General features: G+C 39.3%; 16 protein-coding genes. 12 read left to right on the forward strand and 4 right to left on the reverse strand.

From position 1 onward, the window contains the following. Nucleotides 1-20 precede the first annotated feature (20 nt). Genes lpxK through AB3G38_RS19735 form a run of 3 tightly spaced genes read left to right on the forward strand, consistent with a single transcriptional unit; the run spans nucleotide 21 to nucleotide 4,049 of the window. A complete protein-coding gene (gene lpxK, locus AB3G38_RS19725) occupies nucleotides 21-1,079 on the forward strand; it encodes a tetraacyldisaccharide 4'-kinase (RefSeq protein WP_367865469.1) in 1,059 nt (352 codons plus the stop codon). Continuing rightward, a complete protein-coding gene (locus AB3G38_RS19730) occupies nucleotides 1,051-1,866 on the forward strand; it encodes a purine-nucleoside phosphorylase (protein WP_367865470.1) in 816 nt (271 codons plus the stop codon). Before lpxK ends, AB3G38_RS19730 begins: the two co-directional genes overlap by 29 nt. Beyond that, a complete protein-coding gene (locus AB3G38_RS19735; protein WP_367865471.1) occupies nucleotides 1,866-4,049 on the forward strand; it encodes a putative porin in 2,184 nt (727 codons plus the stop codon). Before AB3G38_RS19730 ends, AB3G38_RS19735 begins: the two co-directional genes overlap by 1 nt. A gap of 3 nt (nucleotides 4,050-4,052) precedes the next feature. On the opposite strand, the gene AB3G38_RS19740 is transcribed toward AB3G38_RS19735, so the two are convergent. Next, a complete protein-coding gene (locus AB3G38_RS19740) occupies nucleotides 4,053-5,315 on the reverse strand; it encodes an asparagine synthetase B (RefSeq protein ID WP_367865472.1) in 1,263 nt (420 codons plus the stop codon). 173 nt (nucleotides 5,316-5,488) lie between these two features. Between AB3G38_RS19740 and AB3G38_RS19745 the strand changes: the two genes are divergently transcribed. Both AB3G38_RS19745 and AB3G38_RS19750 read left to right on the forward strand, forming a co-directional pair. Next, entirely contained in the window at nucleotides 5,489-5,950 is a 462-nt protein-coding gene (locus AB3G38_RS19745) for a peptidylprolyl isomerase (protein ID WP_183865912.1), read from the forward strand. 3 nt (nucleotides 5,951-5,953) lie between these two features. Beyond that, nucleotides 5,954-6,487, forward strand: coding sequence for a DUF5606 domain-containing protein (locus AB3G38_RS19750; RefSeq protein ID WP_367865473.1), 534 nt, complete (start codon nucleotides 5,954-5,956; stop codon nucleotides 6,485-6,487). A gap of 298 nt (nucleotides 6,488-6,785) precedes the next feature. On the opposite strand, the gene rlmH is transcribed toward AB3G38_RS19750, so the two are convergent. Further along, entirely contained in the window at nucleotides 6,786-7,259 is a 474-nt protein-coding gene (gene rlmH, locus AB3G38_RS19755) for a 23S rRNA (pseudouridine(1915)-N(3))-methyltransferase RlmH (protein WP_367865474.1), read from the reverse strand. 109 nt (nucleotides 7,260-7,368) lie between these two features. Here rlmH and AB3G38_RS19760 point away from each other — a divergent pair, with 109 nt between their 5' ends. Next, the gene (locus AB3G38_RS19760) at nucleotides 7,369-9,201 is read left to right on the forward strand and encodes a DNA mismatch repair protein MutS (RefSeq protein ID WP_367865475.1); all 1,833 of its coding nucleotides are present in this window, start codon (nucleotides 7,369-7,371) and stop codon (nucleotides 9,199-9,201) included. Between the two features lie 97 nt (nucleotides 9,202-9,298). Next, the gene (locus tag AB3G38_RS19765) at nucleotides 9,299-10,636 is read left to right on the forward strand and encodes a GH1 family beta-glucosidase (RefSeq protein WP_367865476.1); all 1,338 of its coding nucleotides are present in this window, start codon (nucleotides 9,299-9,301) and stop codon (nucleotides 10,634-10,636) included. A 54-nt stretch (nucleotides 10,637-10,690) separates the two neighbouring features. Here the strand turns inward: AB3G38_RS19765 and AB3G38_RS19770 are convergent, their stop codons facing one another. Both AB3G38_RS19770 and AB3G38_RS19775 read right to left on the reverse strand, forming a co-directional pair. Next, on the reverse strand, nucleotides 10,691-12,958 hold the full coding sequence (locus tag AB3G38_RS19770; RefSeq protein ID WP_367865477.1) for an aconitate hydratase: 2,268 nt from the start codon (nucleotides 12,956-12,958) through the stop codon (nucleotides 10,691-10,693). A 284-nt stretch (nucleotides 12,959-13,242) separates the two neighbouring features. Then, nucleotides 13,243-13,860 carry a polysaccharide deacetylase family protein gene (locus tag AB3G38_RS19775; RefSeq protein WP_367865478.1) on the reverse strand — a complete coding sequence of 206 codons (618 nt, stop codon included), beginning with the start codon at nucleotides 13,858-13,860 and terminating at the stop codon, nucleotides 13,243-13,245. Between the two features lie 82 nt (nucleotides 13,861-13,942). Between AB3G38_RS19775 and AB3G38_RS19780 the strand changes: the two genes are divergently transcribed. From AB3G38_RS19780 to ggt, 5 genes are all read left to right on the forward strand, one after another. Then, nucleotides 13,943-15,322, forward strand: coding sequence for a TolC family protein (locus AB3G38_RS19780; protein ID WP_367865479.1), 1,380 nt, complete (start codon nucleotides 13,943-13,945; stop codon nucleotides 15,320-15,322). 24 nt (nucleotides 15,323-15,346) lie between these two features. Next, complete coding sequence (locus AB3G38_RS19785) at nucleotides 15,347-16,708, forward strand: efflux RND transporter periplasmic adaptor subunit (protein ID WP_367865480.1); 1,362 nt, start codon at nucleotides 15,347-15,349, stop codon at nucleotides 16,706-16,708. A 72-nt stretch (nucleotides 16,709-16,780) separates the two neighbouring features. Then, a complete protein-coding gene (locus AB3G38_RS19790) occupies nucleotides 16,781-17,782 on the forward strand; it encodes an NAD(P)H-dependent glycerol-3-phosphate dehydrogenase (protein WP_367865481.1) in 1,002 nt (333 codons plus the stop codon). 108 nt (nucleotides 17,783-17,890) lie between these two features. After that, nucleotides 17,891-18,208 (forward strand): hypothetical protein, encoded by a 318-nt coding sequence (locus AB3G38_RS19795; RefSeq protein WP_367865482.1) that lies wholly within the window; start codon nucleotides 17,891-17,893, stop codon nucleotides 18,206-18,208. 159 nt (nucleotides 18,209-18,367) lie between these two features. Further along, nucleotides 18,368-20,071, forward strand: a complete 1,704-nt coding sequence (ggt, locus tag AB3G38_RS19800) for a gamma-glutamyltransferase (RefSeq protein ID WP_367865483.1) — start codon at nucleotides 18,368-18,370, stop codon at nucleotides 20,069-20,071. Nucleotides 20,072-20,250: the final 179 nt, after the last annotated feature.

Raw genomic sequence — 20,250 nt, forward strand, 5'->3', positions numbered from 1 at the left:
GCCGCTTCTGAATCTATAGCATGATAAAATACGCCCGGTTATTACTACTTCCTTTTTCTGTTCTATACGGTATCGTGGTTATTTTTAGAAATAAGCTCTATGATTGGGGCCTGTTCAAATCTACCCGGTTTGATCTTCCTGTCATCTGTGTAGGTAACCTGGTTGTAGGCGGTTCGGGAAAAAGCCCGGTAACCGAATACCTGGTACACTTGCTTGCCGATTATAAAATTGCGATTTTAAGCAGAGGTTATGGAAGAGAGACGAAAGGATTTATATACGCAGATCATACTGCTACTGCGAAGTCGATAGGGGATGAGCCTTTGCAATTTTATCATAAATTTCCACAAGTGACCGTAGCCGTGTGCGAAGACCGGGTAAAGGGAATCACACAATTGAAAGATGCACATGATGTGATCCTGCTGGATGATGCCTTTCAGCACAGAAAGTTGAACCCCGGATTTAGTATCCTGCTCTTTGAATTTCAAAAATTACTGACCACACAATTTTTATTGCCAGCAGGGAATATGAGAGAACCATTCCGGGGCTACAAACGTGCGGATATTTTGCTGGTCACCAAATCACCTGTGGAAATTACTGTTCAGCAGAAAAAACAATGTGCAGCTAACTTTGACAAAGCCCAGCCCGGCCAGCTTTTTTTCTCTGCTATTAATTACAGGAGCCTGACAGCTCTTTTTACCAGTAGAGTACTAAATGTGGAATCTCTGAAGGATAAAAAGATCTTCCTGTTGACTGGTATTGCCAATCCAAAGCCATTGTTTGATTACCTTTCGGGTTTTTCTTCTGCGATTGAACATCATGATTACCCGGATCATCACGCATTCAGTTTAGGGAATTTACGTAAATTGGCAGAGGCATTTCATCAGGATTCTGCGAAAGAAAAAATTATTATCACAACAGAAAAGGATGCGCAACGTTTATTTGATGTTACAATCAAAGAATTACTGTTAAATTTGCCTGTATTTTATTTGCCTATCCATATAGATATGGAGGCAGCCAGCAAAAAAACATTTGACCAAAAGATCCTAAAATATGTTTCAGACACTACACGAGACCGTTGAGTATATCAAACTAAAATGCAATAATTTCCAGCCGGAAATTGGAATAATACTAGGTACCGGATTAGGTGGCCTGGTGAATGAGATCGAAGTAGAATTCAGTCTGATGTATTCCAATATTCCTAATTTTCCTATTTCTACGCTGGAATTCCACTCTGGAAAACTGATTTTTGGAAAACTGAACGGTAAAAAGGTAGTTGCTATGCAAGGCAGGTTACATTATTACGAAGGATATTCTATGCAGCAGATTACTTTTCCGATCAGAGTCATGAAAGCGCTGGGTATTCAGCACCTGTTTATCTCTAACGCTGCCGGTTCGCTGAACGCTGACTTTAAGAAAGGTGATTTGATGATTATCAATGATCATATCAATCTGCAACCTGAAAGCCCGTTACGTGGAAGAAATGATAGTGATATGGGACCAAGGTTCCCTGACATGAGCCAGCCTTATCAAAAAGACTTTATTAAGCGTGCAATGGACATTGCAGCAGCAGAAAAAATCACTTGTCACCAGGGAGTTTATGTTTCTGTAACGGGGCCAAATCTCGAAACAAAAGCAGAATATAAGTATTTACGGATTATAGGTGGTGATGCAGTAGGCATGAGCACAGTTCCTGAAGTTATTGTGGCCAACCATATGAGTATCCCGGTTTTTGCAATATCAGTATTAACCGATGAAGGTTTTGGTGATGTTTTAGTTCCGGTAAGTTTGGAAGAAATACTGGAAACAGCACGCGCAGCTGAACCTAAAATGACGAAAATATTAAGCCAGCTAATTCTTTCTTTATAATGTATAAAACCATTGTTTTATTTCTTTTAAGCTGTGTCTTGTTTGGGGCAAAGCAATCTTTTGCTCAGGACCTTAAGACTTCAGTGAATCAAAATAAAGAATTAGATTCCTTAAGAAGTAAGCTGGAAAACAGTAAAGACTCTGTTATTTTTACCTCGAGGTTTATCCGTTATACTACGCTTAAGCTAACTAAAGATAGTATTCAGACGCTTGCATTGGATACAAGTTTAAGAGGAATGCAGAATTTCAGTCCGATTGCTCAGCCCAAAAGACCTACAATCAGTACTGGAAATATAGGTCTTGCCGCTAAAGATCTTTTATTTGAGCCGATCAAAACGATTGGCTTTAATCCGGGATTCCACTCGCTTGACTGGTATGCCATGGGGAACGATGATATCAGATATTATCAGGCACGTACCCCTTTTAGTAATATTTATTTTGCCGGACAATATAGTGGTGAAGCAGAGCAGCTTTTTAGGGTAACGCACTCTCAGAACATTAAAAAGAATTTTAACGTTGGTGCGAGTTATAACAGGATAGGGGCTAATGGGTTGTATCAGAGGCAAAGAGGGGATGTACTGAATGGTACATTTTTTAGCTGGTATACTTCGCCAAATAAAAGATATGCACTGTATGCAAATGCGATCTTTAATACGCTGAAGGCCTATGAAAACGGCTCAATTATCAATGATAATATCTTTGGCAATAATAACCTTTCCATAGACCGGATGTCTCAGTCGGTGAGGTTGAGTTCTGCCAGGCAAATCTACAGGAAGAATACTTTCTTGCTGAGACAAACCTATTTTGTTGGCCGTATTGATAGTCTGGATCAGGAAATCTCTAAAAAAGTACTCCCTACCAATAAGATTACTTATACGATCAAATATGATAAGGATTCTTATGCTTTTCAGAAAAGGGAAGCAGATGATCATACTGTTTTACCATCAGGTATGCGCGATCTTTCCTATACCAATGACAGTACCACTGTAAAGCACATACAAAATGAGTTTATCTACAGTTTCTTTCTGCGTGGAAAATCCAGTTCTGTTATCAAAAATGAATTGAAACTGGATGCTGGTATCCGCCATGATTTTTATAATTATTCACAAATAGTAGGGGTTCTTCCGCAGACGAATACTTATAATTTTACCAATGCAGCTGGAGTCGTTACTTCAGAAACGGTCACAGTTGACAATAAGTACTTTTCTAATTATGCCAAAACATTCCAGAATGTGACACTTTTGGGATCTGCAGGTTATAGATTCAGTAACCGGATAGATCTGAACTTTGATGTACAGCAAATCTTCCAGGGCAGACAGGCCGGAGACTTTATGTATGAAGCCAAAAGTAATGTACTGGTCAGCCATAACCTGGGCAGAATAGTTTTAGGAGGATATATCCAGAACAAATCACCAGAAGAAATTTATGATACCCACTATGGAAACCACTTTGGCTGGACCAATGCAGCTGTAGATCCGAAACTCGCTGAGCTTAAAGCTGCTAATCCTTTAGCCTCGCCCAATATTGTGATGCTGGCGAGCCCGTTTAACAGAACGAAAACCGTGAACCTGTCTTTTAAATATATCAATGAGAAGCTGGGACTGGATGCTGGTGCAGAGTATTATATGATTAATAACTATCTGTATTTTGTACAGAAAAATACCACTGTTGACTCCCTGACTATTCTGCCGGCCCAAGAATCAGGAAGCATCAGTGTGTTAAAAGTAACGGTAGGAAAGAAATTCACCTTCGGCAGGTTCAACCTGGATAGTTATGTTGTTTATCAGAAAACAAGCAAACCTGATCTTATGCCAACACCTGAATTTTATACTTTCAATAGTTTATATATGAAGGCGAAGGTATTTAAGGTTTTAAATACAGAGTTTGGAGTTGACGTAAGGTATAATACAAAATATGTAAATTATTCTTATTCTCCATCGGTGAGCCAATTTTATATCCGGCAATCACCCGCTGATGCAGCTATTCCCTATAAACCAGTCAAATTTGATAGTTATCCAATTGTTGATATCTGGGTAAGAGCGAGTTTAAGAAAAGCTAATATTTTTGTTAAATACGCATACCTTAACCAGGGACTCCAATCTAAAGGATATTATACAGTGAACAGGTACCCAATGCAGGACAAGTCACTTCAGGTTGGATTAAGCTGGAACTTCTACGATTAAGGATCAGGTTTTCTGATGCTTTTTCTTTGCCGCAGGAAACAGGACATTATTTAAAATCAAACGATATCCCGGTGAATTGGGATGCAGGTTTAAATCTGTGGGTGGATCACCCACAGCATGCTGGTAATCCTCAGGATCATGTCCTCCGTAAAAAGTAAACTGTCCTTTTCCAATATCACCATGCAGGTAACGGACTTCTGCTGCTCCCTTATTTTCCCCCAGAACAGTAATACTTGGTTTAATCAGGCTCTTCCTGAAAGCTGTGGTCTGGCCCATAAAGCCTTTAATCACGCGGTCATGATCCTGGGTCAGCATGGTTGGTACCAGGTCTGACTTTGCTGAAAATTCAAATAAGGTGAAATAATCATTTTGCTGATTCAGGCTCCTGGTTTGTGTGACGTCGATATCAGAAAACTCATAATTTGCAGGATTTGGATCCAGCCTGAAATCTTTAAAAGCCACTGTCTTATTATAATCCAGTTTAGACTGTGCATTTGGGTCTTCTGCATCTCCATCAAACATGCTGGCACAAATATCTACGCCTGCTGCAGACAGGGCAATATCAAAACTATCGGTAGCTGAACACATGGCAAAGAGAAAACCTCCGCCCGCACAAAATTCAGTCATCTTTTTAGCGACTGCCAGTTTCATCAGTGAGACTTTGCTGAATCCGTTTCTTCTGGCTGTTGCTTCCTGAGTTTTTACATCTTCTTTGTACCACGTTGCTTGCTGGAAGGCGCTCCAAAAGCGTCCATACTGCCCGGTAAAATCTTCATGATGCAGGTGCAGCCAGTCATAACCCGTTAACTTATCTTTTAATACTTCGTCATCATATACAATATCATATGGGATCTCTGCATAAGTGAGTACCATTGTTACCGCATCATCCCATGGCAATTTACTTTTGGGAGAGTAGACCGCAATTTTTGGTGCTTTTTCCAGCTTGACCATTTCCATATTTACAGCAGGATCGCTGATTTCGTTAAGGATGGCAGTCACCTTACCATCGGCAATAACCTGGTAAGAAACTCCCCTGGTTTTACATTCATCCTCTACCGGTTTGCTATATTTAATCAGAAAACTGCCGCCTCTGTAATTCAGTAACCAGCTTACATCTGCCTGCTGCTTAATACTCCAGTAGGCAATACCATACGCTTTGAGATGGTTTTTCTGATCTTCGTCCATGTTAATCAGAATTGATGAAGCTTTCACTGCCAGTGTTAAAGTGAGCAATAGCAGCAAAAGGAAACTTTTTTTTAAAATCATAAGTGAGCAGGCGAGGTACTAATCTAAACTTTAGATCGCTGATTTAAAATTTTTACTACTATTAAACGTGAAAATGAATCATTTTATATACATTTATAGGTTGGATAGGTTTTTGAACCTTTAGTTTACCTAGTCGTTTCAATTTACTAAATTTGACCATTACAAAAAAGAATATGAGCAAAGCAATAATAAAAACAGAAAAAGGCGACATGACTGTCGAGTTTTATGACACAGATGCCCCTAACACAGTTGCGAACTTTAAAAAATTAGCAAATGAAGGGTTTTATGATGGAATCACTTTTCACCGTGTAATTCCTGATTTCGTAGTACAAGCAGGATGTCCGAATTCCAAAGATGCAGCTACAGCTCATTTAGCTGGAACTGGTGGCCCTGGTTACAAAATTGACTGTGAACTTGATGGTGGAAATCAACATCACGAACGCGGTGTATTATCTATGGCACATGCTGGCAGAAACACTGGTGGGTCACAGTTCTTCATTTGTCATAGCAGATCAAACACTGCACATTTAGATAGAAACCATACTTGCTTTGGTAAAGTAGTTGAAAATGTGGACATTGTTGATGATATCAAACAAGGAGATAAGATTTTAGGTATAGAAGTGATAGAAGATTAAGATATGAATTTAAGAGGAATTGTAGCCGTATCTGGCAGACCAGGTTTATTTAAACTTGTTGGACAAAATAAAGCAGGTTATGTACTGGAAGGCTTAGATGCTCAGAAAGTTAAAATTGTAACTAGTATCGCTTCTACTAAACTGGCTTCATTAGAAGATATTACTATCTATGGTGAAGATGAAGATTTGAAATTAGTTGACGTTTTAGCCAATATTGCTGCATTAAAAGGTGAGGTTGCTGATGCTAAAGCTGATGCTGCTGTTTTAAGAGCATTATTCGTTGAGGTTGCACCTACACACGATCAGGAAAAAGTTTATACTTCAGATATGAAGAAAATCGTTACCTGGTACCACTTATTGAAGGATCTTCCTTTATTCACTGAAGCGGCTCCCGGAGCTGTTGAAGGTGCTGAAGCGGTTAAAGCGGCAGATGACAAGAAAGTTAAGGCTACGCCTAAACCTTCGAATGCTAAAGCTCCCGTTAAAACATCTCAGCCAGCTAAAAAAGCTAGCATGACAAGCAAAAAAGGAGTTTAAGAACCCGATACTATAAAAAAAACCGGATGTTAAACATCCGGTTTTTTTTATGTGCAAAATTTCTCTGCACAAATTAAATATCGCTTACAAGTAATATACGATCAGCAGAAATGCAAGTATAGAAATGATGATGGCTATTGTAAATCCCCAGCGGTTACCGTTGCCTCTGCTTCTGAATCTGTATTTTCTTTTAAAATCTCCTGGTTGCATAAAATTCCTTTCTTAGTTTAAATAGCTTATGATGATGATGCACAAAATGAAATATTCCATAAAGCATTTTCAGAATAAATAAGAATTTCTATTCATGATGGTAAGGCTCACCCTTTAATATACTAAATGCTCTGTATAGCTGTTCCACAAAAAATAAGCGAACCATTTGGTGTGAAAACGTCATATCTGATAAAGAGATACTTCCATTTGCTCTCTTGTATACACTTTCGTCAAAACCATAAGGGCCGCCAATTACAAATATCATATGCTGAACACTTCCGATCATTTGTTTGTTTAAATAATTTGAGAACTGAACAGAAGTATATTTCTTCCCTTTCTCATCCATCAGGATTACCGTATCCAGGTTGCTGATTTGTTTCAGGATCAGTTCAGCTTCTTTTGTCTTTTGTTGTGCTTCTGTTAAATTCTTGGTGTTTTTCACCTCAGGAATCACGACCAGGCTGAAACCAATGTAATGTTTTAACCGGCTGAGGTATTTTTCAATACCCTCGATCAGATATTTATCCTCTGTTTTTCCGACAACGAGTAAAGTTATTTTCATTCAAAATTAATGTGCTAATGTAGTAATCCCTATATTAGAAGCGGTTGAATTAAGAAACCATGAGGCGCTGATCAATTAAGCGCTTCTAATCAAAACAGGACTCAAAGATATGGTAAAATCTAAAGATAGTATTTTAAAGGACTATCAAAATAACGTTTCAACTCAGGAAGAACAAATTAAGCAAATTAACAAAGCACTCAATAACATATCGTTATCCAGATTAGGCCTGTTTATTATCGAAATTCTTTTAGTGAGTATGACGATCTATTTTGGCTATCACTGGCTGATTGGTATCCTGATGTGTATTCCTGTATTGTGTTTTATGGTCATTGTAAAGCGTCAGACTGCGAAAGAACAAGAGCTGAATTATGCAGAGAAAATGCTTTTTGTATTTCAGAATGAAGTTAATCTCATTCTGACCGGTAAAAATAAATATAAAGAAGGCAAGCATTTTGAAGATGAATATCATCCTTATGCTTCGGATCTTGATATTTATGGACATTCTTCTTTATATGCATTTATCAACCGTTCAAACACGGTGAATGGGATGAAATTATTAGCAGATAGTTTGAATAAACCTGCCACGCCAGCACTTATTATAGAGCGTCAGGAGGCAATTATTGAATTAACCAGGCATATTGATCAGACTTTCCATTTCAGGGCAGGACTTCAGAATCATAAACCGGAACAGCTTGAAATTATCAGCCATAAGCTGGAACACCAGATGCCGGATCAGTTGAAATTTACGCATAGTCCTTTGTTGAGACTATATACCATGATCGTTCCTTTTATATCTGCCGCATTAATTCTTCTTGGTTCTGTATATGGTGGCTTCTACTGGGAAGGATTAGGACTTTATGCCTTTGTCAATATCGTTTTATGCTTTTACTTTAGTAAAAAGATTAACCTGGTCCATTCCGGATTTAGCGGTAGCGCAAGTTTGCTCAATGCGATTTCAGGGACTGTAAAATGGACAGAAGAACTCAAATGGGAAAGTAAATACATTAAAGATTTTTTTACCGAGCTTACAGTAACGGTGCCCCTGAGTTTACAAATTAAAAAATTATCAGGCATTATCAATTCATTTGATGTCCGGTTAAATATGGTTGTCGGCACGCTCTTTAATGTATTCCTGTTGTGGGATTTCAGATGCGCAATCCAGCTGGATAAGTGGTTTGCGAACTCCTCAGATCAATTGATTAAAGGATTATATACCATCAGCCAGTTTGAAGAATTGATTTCCTTCGCTACTTTCAACTATAACGAACCAGAGCTTACTTTCCCGGTTATCTCAGATACCTTTCATTTCGAAGCGAAAGAGCTGGGGCATCCGCTGATTGCAGAAAGCAAACGTGTAGTGAATACCTATAATTTTGAGCATAAGCCAACCGTTGATATTGTAACTGGCTCAAATATGGCAGGTAAGAGCACGTTTCTGCGGACGGCCGGTATCAATATGGTATTAGCCTTTTCCGGGGCTCCTGTGTGCGCTAAATACATGAAAGTATCCATCTTTGAAATCCTGACTTACATGCGGATTAAGGATTCACTGAATGACCAGACTTCAACCTTTAAAGCTGAATTGAACAGGTTGAAAATGATTCTGGAAGGAGTGCGCACCTTAGCACACCCATTAGTACTGATTGATGAAATGCTGAGGGGAACAAACAGCAAGGATAAATACCTGGGGTCGAAAGTTTTTATTCAGCAAATGATCCTTAGAAAAACACCAACGCTATTTGCTACACATGACCTTCAGTTATCAGAAATGATTGAAAAGTATTCAGGACTGGTAAGGAACTATCATTTTGATATACAGCTGGCTGAAGGAGAGATGAATTTTGATTATAAATTAAAAGAGGGTGCTTGTAAAACCTTTAACGCTGCTTTACTCCTGAAAGAAATAGGATTGAGCTTCAATCCTGAAGGAGCAGAGGCCTGAAGCCGCTGCTTGAAAATTTAATCAGCCTATAACTTTACTGTAAACATAACAGGAAGTTAACATCAAATTCTCATATTGCCTGTTATAGAATTCAGATATGATTAAAGCATCCGATTTTGGTGATGATTTTTCGTGGGGCGTGGCTACTGCCGCTTTACAAATTGAAGGTGCCGCAGATATGTATGGTAAAGGGCCTTCTATATGGGATACCTTTTCCAGAAGATCCGGTAAAATCAAGAAAGGGCATAATCCAGCCATGGCCTGTGATTTTTATCATCGCTATAACGAAGATATTGCACTGGTTAAATTGCTTGGATTCTCTGTATTTCGCTTTTCTATCTCCTGGCCAAGAATTTTTCCTTTTGGCAAAGGGATGGTGAATGAGGAGGGGATCAGGTTCTACCATCAGGTAATAGATGAATGTCTGGAACAAGGGATTACACCTTTCATTACCCTTTATCACTGGGATTTGCCCGAAGCTTTAGAAGAAGAAGGCGGATGGACAGCATTTAGCATCAATATGGCATTTAATGCTTTTGTTACGCTGTGCGCCCGGACTTACGGAGATAAAGTGAAAAACTGGATTGTACTGAATGAACCTTTTGGTTTTACTTCACTGGGATACATGCTTGGAGTACATGCGCCCGGAAAAACGGGGCTCACTAACTTTTTCTCTGCTGTACATCATACCGCCATTGCACAGGCAGACGGAGGGCGGATCTTGCGTGCAGAAGTTTCTGGTGCAAATATCGGAACTACTTATTCCTGTTCAGAGATCATACCGTATACACAGAGCGATGCTGATATTCTGGCGGCCTCCAGGGTAGATTGCCTGATGAACCGTTTATTTATAGAGCCTGCATTAGGAATGGGCTATCCGGGACAAGATTGGGAAGTCATGGAGAAATTCGCCATCTCACATTCTACCTGGAGGCATACCGAACGTCTCACATTTGACTTTGATTTTATTGGATTACAAAACTATTTCCCGCTCACTATAAAATACAATGCATTTATCCCGGTTGTACAGGCCTGGGAAGTAAAGGCGAAAAACAGGAAGAAACCGCATACTGCTATGGGCTGGGAAATTAACGGTGATAGTTTCTATAATATCATCAAACAATTTGCGTCTTATCCTTCAGTCAAAAACCTGGTGATCACGGAAAATGGTGCTGCCTTCAATGATAAACTGACAGGAGGTGCAATAGATGATACTGAAAGAATTGAATACTTCAGGCTATATCTGCTGGCTGTACTCAGAGCGAAAAAGGAGGGGATCAACATTACCGGCTATATGGCCTGGACACTGCTCGATAATTTTGAATGGGCAGAAGGTTTTAATGCCAGGTTCGGTCTAGTCCATAACGATTTTAAAACGCAGCAAAGAACCATCAAATCATCAGGGTACTGGTGGCAGGAATTTCTGGCAAAATAACTTTAAAAAAAAACTCCCGCCATAAGACGGGAGTTTTTTTTTAGTTATAACGTATTATTGAGCTACTTGCTTACGAATAATATTTAATGCACCACCGGCTTTGAACCAGTCGATCTGCTGTGCATTATAACTATGATTAACTTTGAATTCTTCTTTTGTGCCATCTGCATGGTTTAACACCAGGGTTAAAGGTACATCAGGAGTGAAAGTTGTTAAGCCTGTGATGTCAATTACATCATCCTCACGGATTTTATCATAATCTTCCTTGTTTGCAAATGTTAAACCTAACATTCCCTGTTTTTTCAAGTTAGTTTCATGAATACGTGCAAAAGATTTAACCAATACAGCACGAACACCAAGGTGACGGGGCTCCATTGCCGCATGCTCACGTGAAGAACCTTCACCGTAGTTTTCATCACCAACCACGATAGTTCCGATATGATCTGCTTTATAAGCACGTTGTGTTGCCGGGACAGGACCATATTCGCCCGTTAATAAATTTTTAACGGTATCAGTTTTATCGTTGAAGTAATTCACTGCACCGATCAGCATGTTATTAGAGATATTGTCCAGGTGACCACGGAATTTTAACCATGGGCCAGCCATAGAAATATGGTCAGTTGTACATTTTCCTTTTGCTTTGATCAGTAATCTTAAACCAGTAAGGTCTGTACCTTCCCATGGAGTAAAAGGATCAAGCAATTGCAACCTGTGAGAACTTGGAGAAACTAAGATCTGAACACCACTTCCATCAGCTGCTGGTTCCTGATAACCTGCGTCATCAACAGCAAAACCTCTTGGAGGCAATTCAAATCCTGTAGGCTCATCCAATTTTACCTGCTCACCATTTGCATTGGTTAAAGTATCAGTCAATGGATTGAAGCTTAAGTCACCAGCGATAGCTAAAGCAGTAACCAGTTCCGGAGAACCAACAAAAGCAAAAGTATTCGGGTTACCATCAGCACGTTTAGCGAAGTTACGGTTGAAAGAGTGAACGATTGTGTTTTTCTCTTGTTTCTCCGAACCTACCCTGTCCCACATTCCAATACAAGGTCCGCAGGCATTTGTAAATACTTTAGCACCTATTTGTTTGAATACATCCATAAATCCATCACGTTGTATGGTGAAACGGATTTGCTCAGATCCAGGATTGATACAATATTCAGATTTAGCTGTCAAGCCTTTTTCTGCAACTTGTTTCGCTACACTTACTGCTCTTGAAATATCTTCGTATGAAGAGTTTGTACAAGATCCGATCAGACCTACATCGATTTTCATCGGCCATCCGTTAGCCAAAGCAACTTCTTTCATTTTTGAAATAGGAGTCGCTAAATCCGGAGTAAACGGACCGTTCAGATAAGGCTCAAGTGTAGATAAGTCAATTTCAATAACCTGATCAAAATATTTAGCAGGGTCTGCATAAACTTCAGCATCACCAGTTAAATGTTCTTTAACAGCGTTGGCAGCATCAGCAACATCAGCTCTGTTTGTAGCACGTAAATAACGTTCCATGCTCTCATCATAACCAAAAGTTGAAGTTGTTGCACCGATTTCAGCACCCATATTACAAATGGTACCTTTACCAGTACAGCTCATATTCGTTGCACCTTCACCAAAATATTCAACAATAGCACCAGTACCACCTTTTACAGTCAGAATACCAGCCACTTTTAAGATTACGTCTTTAGGTGAAGACCAGCCGCTTAATTTACCCGTTAATTTTACACCAATTAATTTAGGGAATTTAAGCTCCCATGGCAAACCTGCCATTACATCACAAGCATCAGCACCACCAACACCAATCGCAACCATACCCAAACCACCGGCATTCACCGTGTGAGAATCTGTTCCGATCATCATTCCACCTGGAAATGCATAGTTTTCCAATACAACCTGGTGAATAATACCTGCACCTGGTTTCCAGAAACCAATACCGTATTTATTGGATACTGAAGCAAGGAAATCAAAAACTTCTTTACTTTCTGTATTCGCCGCAGGAAGATCCTGTTCTGCACCTAATTTTGCAGTGATCAGGTGATCACAATGTACCGTTGAAGGCACAGCAACTTTCGGTCTGCCAGCCTGCATAAATTGCAATAATGCCATTTGGGCAGTTGCATCCTGCATAGCTACACGGTCAGGAGCAAAATCTACATAATCAGTACCCCTTACATAAGAAGTATTTGTTTTTTCATCCCAAAGGTGAGTATATAAGATTTTTTCTGAGAGTGTTAAAGGTCTGCCTACTAATTTACGGGCCGCCTCAACTCGGGGACCAAAGTTTGCATACACCTTTTTGATCATTTCTATATCAAAAGCCATTGATAATATGTGTTAAAAGGTAATATAATTTAAATTATTTGTAGCGAATTTACAAAAAAAAACAGGCTGGGGCTAACCTATGTAGGTTCATTATATTATTTATACATGTTCTAAATAAAATAGCTGCTTCTGCCTTTAACTCAATCTGCTGAGGGTTGTCCGTAAACGGACGCTAACGTCCGTTTACGGACAACCCTGGTCAAGGCTAAAGTTCAAATAGCTGTCTGGAAGTCTTTTTACCGGTATATTGTTTTTGGCCTGAACTTCGTAATGCTTGCAGAAAATTAAAGCGTATGGAACTCATAACCCCGGGCGGTTAAAAATTTTAAGGTGGCCGGTAAAGCGAATTGTAACCTGTCAAAAGCTTTAAGACTGTCATGGAATACAATTATAGACCCGTTTCTGGTGTTTTTAATTACGTTCTCATAACAGTTTTCGGGAGAGAGGTTCACATCAAAGTCTCCGCTCAGCACATCCCACATCATAATATTAAGCTGTGGGTTAATTTTGCGCAATGCTTTGATCTGAGATTTTTTTATTCTCCCGTAAGGCGGACGAAACAGGTGCGTATTTGTGAGCTGCTGACAAGATTTGAAATTTTGAATATAAATGCTATCCTCAGTTTTCCAGCCCTTTAAGTGGTTAAAGGTATGGTTTCCTATTGCATGGCCTTCATTTTTAACGCGTTCGAAAATTTCAGCATGTTTGTTTATATTGTCACCAATACAGAAGAAAGTCGCCTTGCAATTGAAACTTTTTAAAGTATTTAAAACAAAGTCTGTAACAACAGGTACAGGTCCGTCGTCAAAGGTTAAATAGACGACTTTGTCAGCCCGGCTTTTGTTCCAGACCAAGGATGGATAATACCATTTTAATAAAAGGGGTGATTTAACCAGATACATTAATCAAATGTAAGCAATTACAGATGGTTGTGAGGAAATTGATAAAATCGATAAGTTGTTTATTTAAAAAAATACAAAACCAATGAAAATGTTTATTACTAATACGCTCTCAAAATTAACCTTCGCTGTTACTTTTAGTTTGGTCACGATAGGTATGTCTGCTAACTTGCATGCGCAGGAGACGCTGACCATTCAGGATGCGATTGATCGTATGCTGGAAAATAACCTGAATATTAAGCAGTCGTCATTAAATGTGTCTACGGCAGCAGTAAATCTGGAACAATCAAAAGCTGCGCTTTACCCCAGCTTAAACGGAACTATAAACAATACATTGAATTACGGTCGTAGTTTGAATCCTGCAACGAATCAGTTAATCACTCAGAATTTTTATTCCGGAGACGGAAGCCTGAGCGCACAGGTAGATGTGTTTGCCGGGTTCAGTAAAGTAAATCAGATCCGTCAGAATAAAATTTTACTGGAAGCTGGTAACAGTAACCTGGATAAAATTAAGAATGACCTTGTTTTACAGGTAGTCACTTCTTATTTTCAGGTTGTATTTAATACCGACTTATTAAAAGCTTCTCAGGAACAACTATTAGTTGCACAGGAAACACAAAGACGTGAACAATCTTTACTGGAAGCCGGAAATAAAACGCTTGCAGATATTTCGCAGGCAAAAGCGCAGGCTGCTACAGCCGAACTGAATGTAACCAATGCACAAAACCAGCTGACGATTTCGTATCTGACACTTTCTCAATTGATGGAAATGCGTCCTGATGCGCAGAATTATACTGTAGTTAAACCAACTATTAAGGATATCGCAGAGGCACAAAAAATTTATGATGTCAATGATGTTTATAATACTTCCTTATCCTTTTTCCCGGATATCAAACTGGCAGAATTAAACAGAAAAGCTGCTGAAAAAGCAGTAGATGTAGCTAAAGGATCTTATTATCCGAAACTTGCAGTAGGCGCAGGGCTTGGATCCAGATATTCTTATACCCTGGGTACAAGAACAGTTGGGTTTCCTGCCGATCCGCATTTAAACGATCAGATCAGCAATAACTTTTATCAGAATGTTGGTTTTTCGCTATCCATTCCTATCTTCAATGGTTACACAGTGAGATCAAATGTGAAAAGAGCAAAGATCTCTTACGAAACGAGTAAAATCAGTGAGCAGCTCGCCAAGAACAATTTAAATAAAGTAATTGCTCAGGCAGTGGCCGATTTAAGAGCTGCTGACAGCAGATATAAATCGAACGAAAATACTTTTAATGCTCAAAAGGATGCTTTTAACGTAATTGAACAACGTTATGCAGTAGGTTTGGTGAATTCATTAGATTACAACACTTCAAGGACAAACAGAAATAAAGCAGAAGTTGATTTTATTCAGTCGAAATATGACTTGCTGTTCAAATCAAAAGTTATAGATTATTACTTAGGCAAACAGATAACCTTTTAAGCTCAATCCATAAATAAAATAGAAATGAAACTAAAATACATACTCATCGCTGTAGGAGCGCTTATTGTCTTATTGATCGCCGGTAAAGTAACCGGAGTAATAGGCGGTGATAAAGCTGAAAAAGTTACGATAGAAAAAACAAAAACCAGGAACATTATTGAAACTGTTACTGCAAGTGGTAAAATTAAACCGGAAACAGAAGTTAAGGTGAGTTCTGAGGTATCTGGTGAGGTTGTCGAATTACGCGTTAAAGAAGGTGATATTGTTAAAAAAGGTCAGCTTTTGTTTAGAATCAGACCAGACGTATTGAAATCTGGTTTGGACAGGGCCAGTGCAACTTATAGCGCACAGAAAGCTTCTGTTGGATCAGCAGCACAGCAACTGAAACAATCAGAGGCTAACTTTGTCAATCAGGAAGCGATCTACAAACGTAACGTAGAACTGTTTAAAAAGAAAGTGATCTCAGTTTCAGAATATGATGCAGCTAAAGCTGCTTATGTGACAGGCAAAACGAATTTGGACGGTGCAAAACAATCTCTGATTGCCGCTAAGTATAATCTTGCACAGACGGGTGCGGGTGTTCAGGAAGCGAGTGCAAACCTGGCAAAAGCCACAGTTTTTTCACCAGTTGATGGGGTAATCTCTAAATTGTCTGTGGAACTTGGAGACAGGGTTTTAGGAACGGCTCAGTTTGCAGGTACAGAATTAATGCGTATTTCTAACCTGAACACGATGGAAGTAAACGTTGATGTCAATGAAAATGATATTAACCGTGTCAATGTAGGTGACAATGCCGCCATTCAGGTAGATGCTTTCGATGACAAGAAGTTTAAAGGCGTGGTTACTGAAATAGCCAGTTCTTCTAAAGATATTGCAGTAGCAGCAACAACAGTTGATCAGGTGACTAACTTTGTGGTAAAGGTTCGGATCTCGGCAGATTCTTATACTGGAATTAAAGGCGGAGCAAAAGATTTGCCTTCTCCATTCAGACCAGGTTTATCAGCCACAGTTGATATTGAAAGTTCTTCTGTAAAAAGCTTGTCGGTTCCGATTATGGCCGTATTTGTGGAAGGCCTTAAAAAGGATGCTGGTAAAGAAGGTAGTGGAGATAAAGCAGAAGACCCTGATGCTGACAAACAGAAAAGCAAACTGAACGATAAAGCAATTAAACAGTATGTATATACGTATGCTGATGGTAAAGTGAAAAAAGTTGAAGTAACAACCGGTATTCAGGACGATAAGTATATCCAGATTAAAAGTGGATTGAAAGAAGGAACAGAAATTGTAAGTGGCCCGTACTCAACCGTTCAGAATAAGCTGAAAGACGGAATGAAAGTAGAAAAAGACATTAAAGATCAGTCAGTTTCTAAATCTGAGAAAAAGTAAGACAGGCTGTTCGCAATAAATTAAGTAATTTGTCCCGGTTTAAAACATTAAGCCGGGATTTTTTATTTATATATGATGATACCAAGAGTCGCAATGATTGGTGGCGGTAGTTGGGCAACTGCGGTCATAAAGATGCTTTCAGATAATCTTACCGAAAAAGAGATCTATTGGTGGCTGCGTGATACCGCATCAATTGCACACCTGAAGCAATACAAACACAATCCAAAATACCTGAGCTCTGTCGAGCTGAGAATACCAGAAAATAATATATCTAATGATATTTGTGAAATTATTAAACAAGCAGATTATATTATTCTGAATGTCCCGGCTGCCTTTCTTAAAGAATCCCTGAGTGGGGTTACACCGGAAATGTTAGCGGGTAAAAAAATAGTTTCAGCCATTAAAGGAATCGTCCCTGATGAAAATCAGATTATCGGTGAATTTATGAATGAAAAATTCCATGTTCCTTTAGATCATATCCTGGTGATCAGCGGACCCTGTCATGCAGAAGAAGTTGCGCTGGAAAAATTATCTTACCTGACCATAGCGTCCATTAACCTGGAAACTGCAGGTAAATTCTCCAGATTATTAAATACAAGATATATCAAAACCAACATATCAGATGATATTTTCGGTACTGAATATGCTGCGGTACTAAAGAATATTTATGCAGTAGCCAGCGGAATTTGTCATGGAATAGGTTATGGCGATAACTTTCAGGCCGTTTTAATTTCTAATGCGATCCGGGAAATCAACCGGTTTGTTGAAGCCGTACACCCAATTAGCCGTGATATCAAAGAATCAGCTTACCTGGGAGATCTGTTGGTTACCGCCTATTCCCAATTTAGCCGTAACCGGACATTCGGTAATATGATAGGAAAAGGGTATACTGTTAAATCTGCACAATTAGAGATGAACATGATTGCTGAAGGCTATTATGCGGCAAGCTGTATGCACGTGATCAACAAAAAATACAAGGTAGAGATGCCTATCTGCCGGGCAGTTTATGCTATCCTTTATGAGCGTCATTCTCCGCAAATTGAAATGGCTTTATTGACTGAACAATTAAATTAAAACAATATAATTATCAGATTGTTATTTAGGTTATACCGTTGTATATATACCAGTCGAATAAAGAAGAGTCTGGATAGCTGCCAATGGAAAACTTAAAAAATCTATAATATGAATAAGAAATATTTAGTGGGTTTATTAACCCTGGCATTGATTGGTACAGTTTCTCTTTCTACTCAGGCGCAGGAAAAAAAGAAATCAGTTGGGGAGAAAATCGAACATACAGCTTCATCGGTTGGTAATAAAACAGCAGAAGTAGCCGTAAAAGGAGTTTCAAAAGTAGGAGACAAAACTTATAAAGGTAAAGTTGCACCAGATGGTTCGGATGTTTATATCAACGGAAAAAACCGTAAATACTACATCAATAAAAAAGGAGCTAAAGTTTATCTTAAGGCTTCTCAAATCAAAGACAAACCAGCTGGCAAATAAGTCAGACCTTAAAATAACTTCAATCCGGATCAGACGATCCGGATTTTTTTTGTCTCTTTTTTATCTTTAAATTTAATACGTTTTCCTACCGGTGAGCCTTTAACCTGTTTAAACTGAAACAAACTTACCGGCATGATTTTTTTATAATTTATGCTGACCATGAAACCAAAAACATCATTATCAAACCTGTTGCTGATCCCTCTTTGTCTGGGGCTCCTGGTTTACTTTACAACAAACGCAAGCGGGCAGGAATTAAACCAGTTCAAGCACGCTGCGGTCGTTACTGCGCATCCCGAAGCCTCCAAGGTTGGCGTTGCGATCATTAAACGCGGTGGAAATGCAATTGACGCGGCAATAGCCGTACAATTCGCTTTGGCAGTAGTTTATCCGAATGCTGGAAATATCGGTGGCGGTGGTTTCCTGGTTTACAGAGGTAAAGGTGGAGATTCAGACGCCCTTGATTATAGAGAAAAAGCTCCTGAAAAAGCTTCCAGAGATATGTATCTGGATGCTCAGGGTAATGCAATTACAGATAAAAGCTTATATGGTGCATTAGCATCAGGAATTCCCGGAACAGTTGACGGGATGGTTAAAGCCTATAATAAATATGGTAAATTAAGCTGGAAAAAAGATATTCAGCCTGCCATAGATCTGGCACAGAATGGATTCCAGATTACTGCGCAGCAAGCCTCAGAATTAAACAGTCATAAAGAAAGGTTTTTAAAATATAACAATAAGCCAATAGCCTTTGTTAAAAATGATTTATGGAAAACCGGTGACTTATTGAGGCAACCACAACTTGCAAAAACGTTGAAACTCATCAGAGATAATGGTAGAAAAGGCTTTTACGAGGGGCCGGTTGCAGCTGCAATTGTAGCCTCTATGCAAAATACCAGCGGTGTAATCAGTACAAAAGACTTAAAAGAGTACCAGTCCGTATGGAGAAAAACCGTATCCGGTAAATATAAAAACTATACAGTAATCTCTATGCCTCCACCATCCAGTGGTGGTATTGCATTAATTACGATGCTCAAACAAGTAAGTAATTACCCCTTAAAAAAGTGGGGCTTTCAAAGAGATTCTACCGTTCAGTTAATGGTTGAAGTAGAACGCAGGGCCTATGCAGACCGTGCCAGCTATCTGGGTGATCCGGATTTCTTTAAAGTGCCTCAAACAGCGCTGTTAAATCCTGAATATATCAATTCAAGAACTAAAGGGATCAGCTTTAACAAAGCTACCCCAAGCTCCGAGGTCAAACCCGGTACCTTTCCTTTAAAAGAAAGCGAGCAAACTACCCATTATTCCATCGTAGACAATGCGGGTAATGCAGTATCAGCGACAACGACTTTAAATGGCTCTTACGGCTCGCTTGTTGTTGTTGATGGTGGAGGCTTCATCATGAACAATGAAATGGATGATTTCTCCGTTAAACCAGGTACCCCAAACATGTACGGTTTAGTTGGTGGAGAAGCAAATTCTATTGTTCCCGGCAAAAGGATGCTGAGCTCAATGACCCCTACCATCATTGAAGAAGATGGAAAACTAAGAATGGTAGTCGGTACACCCGGCGGATCAACCATTATCACTTCAGTTTTCCAGACGATTCTTAACGTATTGGAATTCGGAAAAACCATGCAGCAGGCAGTTGCAGCCCCAAGATTCCACCATCAGTGGCTACCTGATGAAGTTTTTGCAGAGAAAGGCGCCATCGATGACGCTACAAGAATTAAATTAGAGTATAAAGGTTATAAAATAACAGAACGCAGCCCTATGGGACGCGTTGATGCCATCCTGATCAAATCTGACGGAACCCTGGAAACAGGAGCAGACCCAAGAGGTAACGATAAAGGCCTCGGCTACTAGTTTGTCCATGAAAAATAAAAAAGTCTATGCTAACATGCCGGCACTGCGTTATCTTGCCCCTTCAGGCAAGTAGCGCCGTCGGCATGTTAGCATAGACTTTTTTATTTCCTTATGGCTAAATTAAGGTCAAAAAAAAACAGCCCGATAAATGAAGTGCCCCCAAAAAGTTAGACACTTAT

Source organism: Pedobacter sp. WC2423 (assembly GCF_040822065.1).
Classification (GTDB): domain Bacteria; phylum Bacteroidota; class Bacteroidia; order Sphingobacteriales; family Sphingobacteriaceae; genus Pedobacter.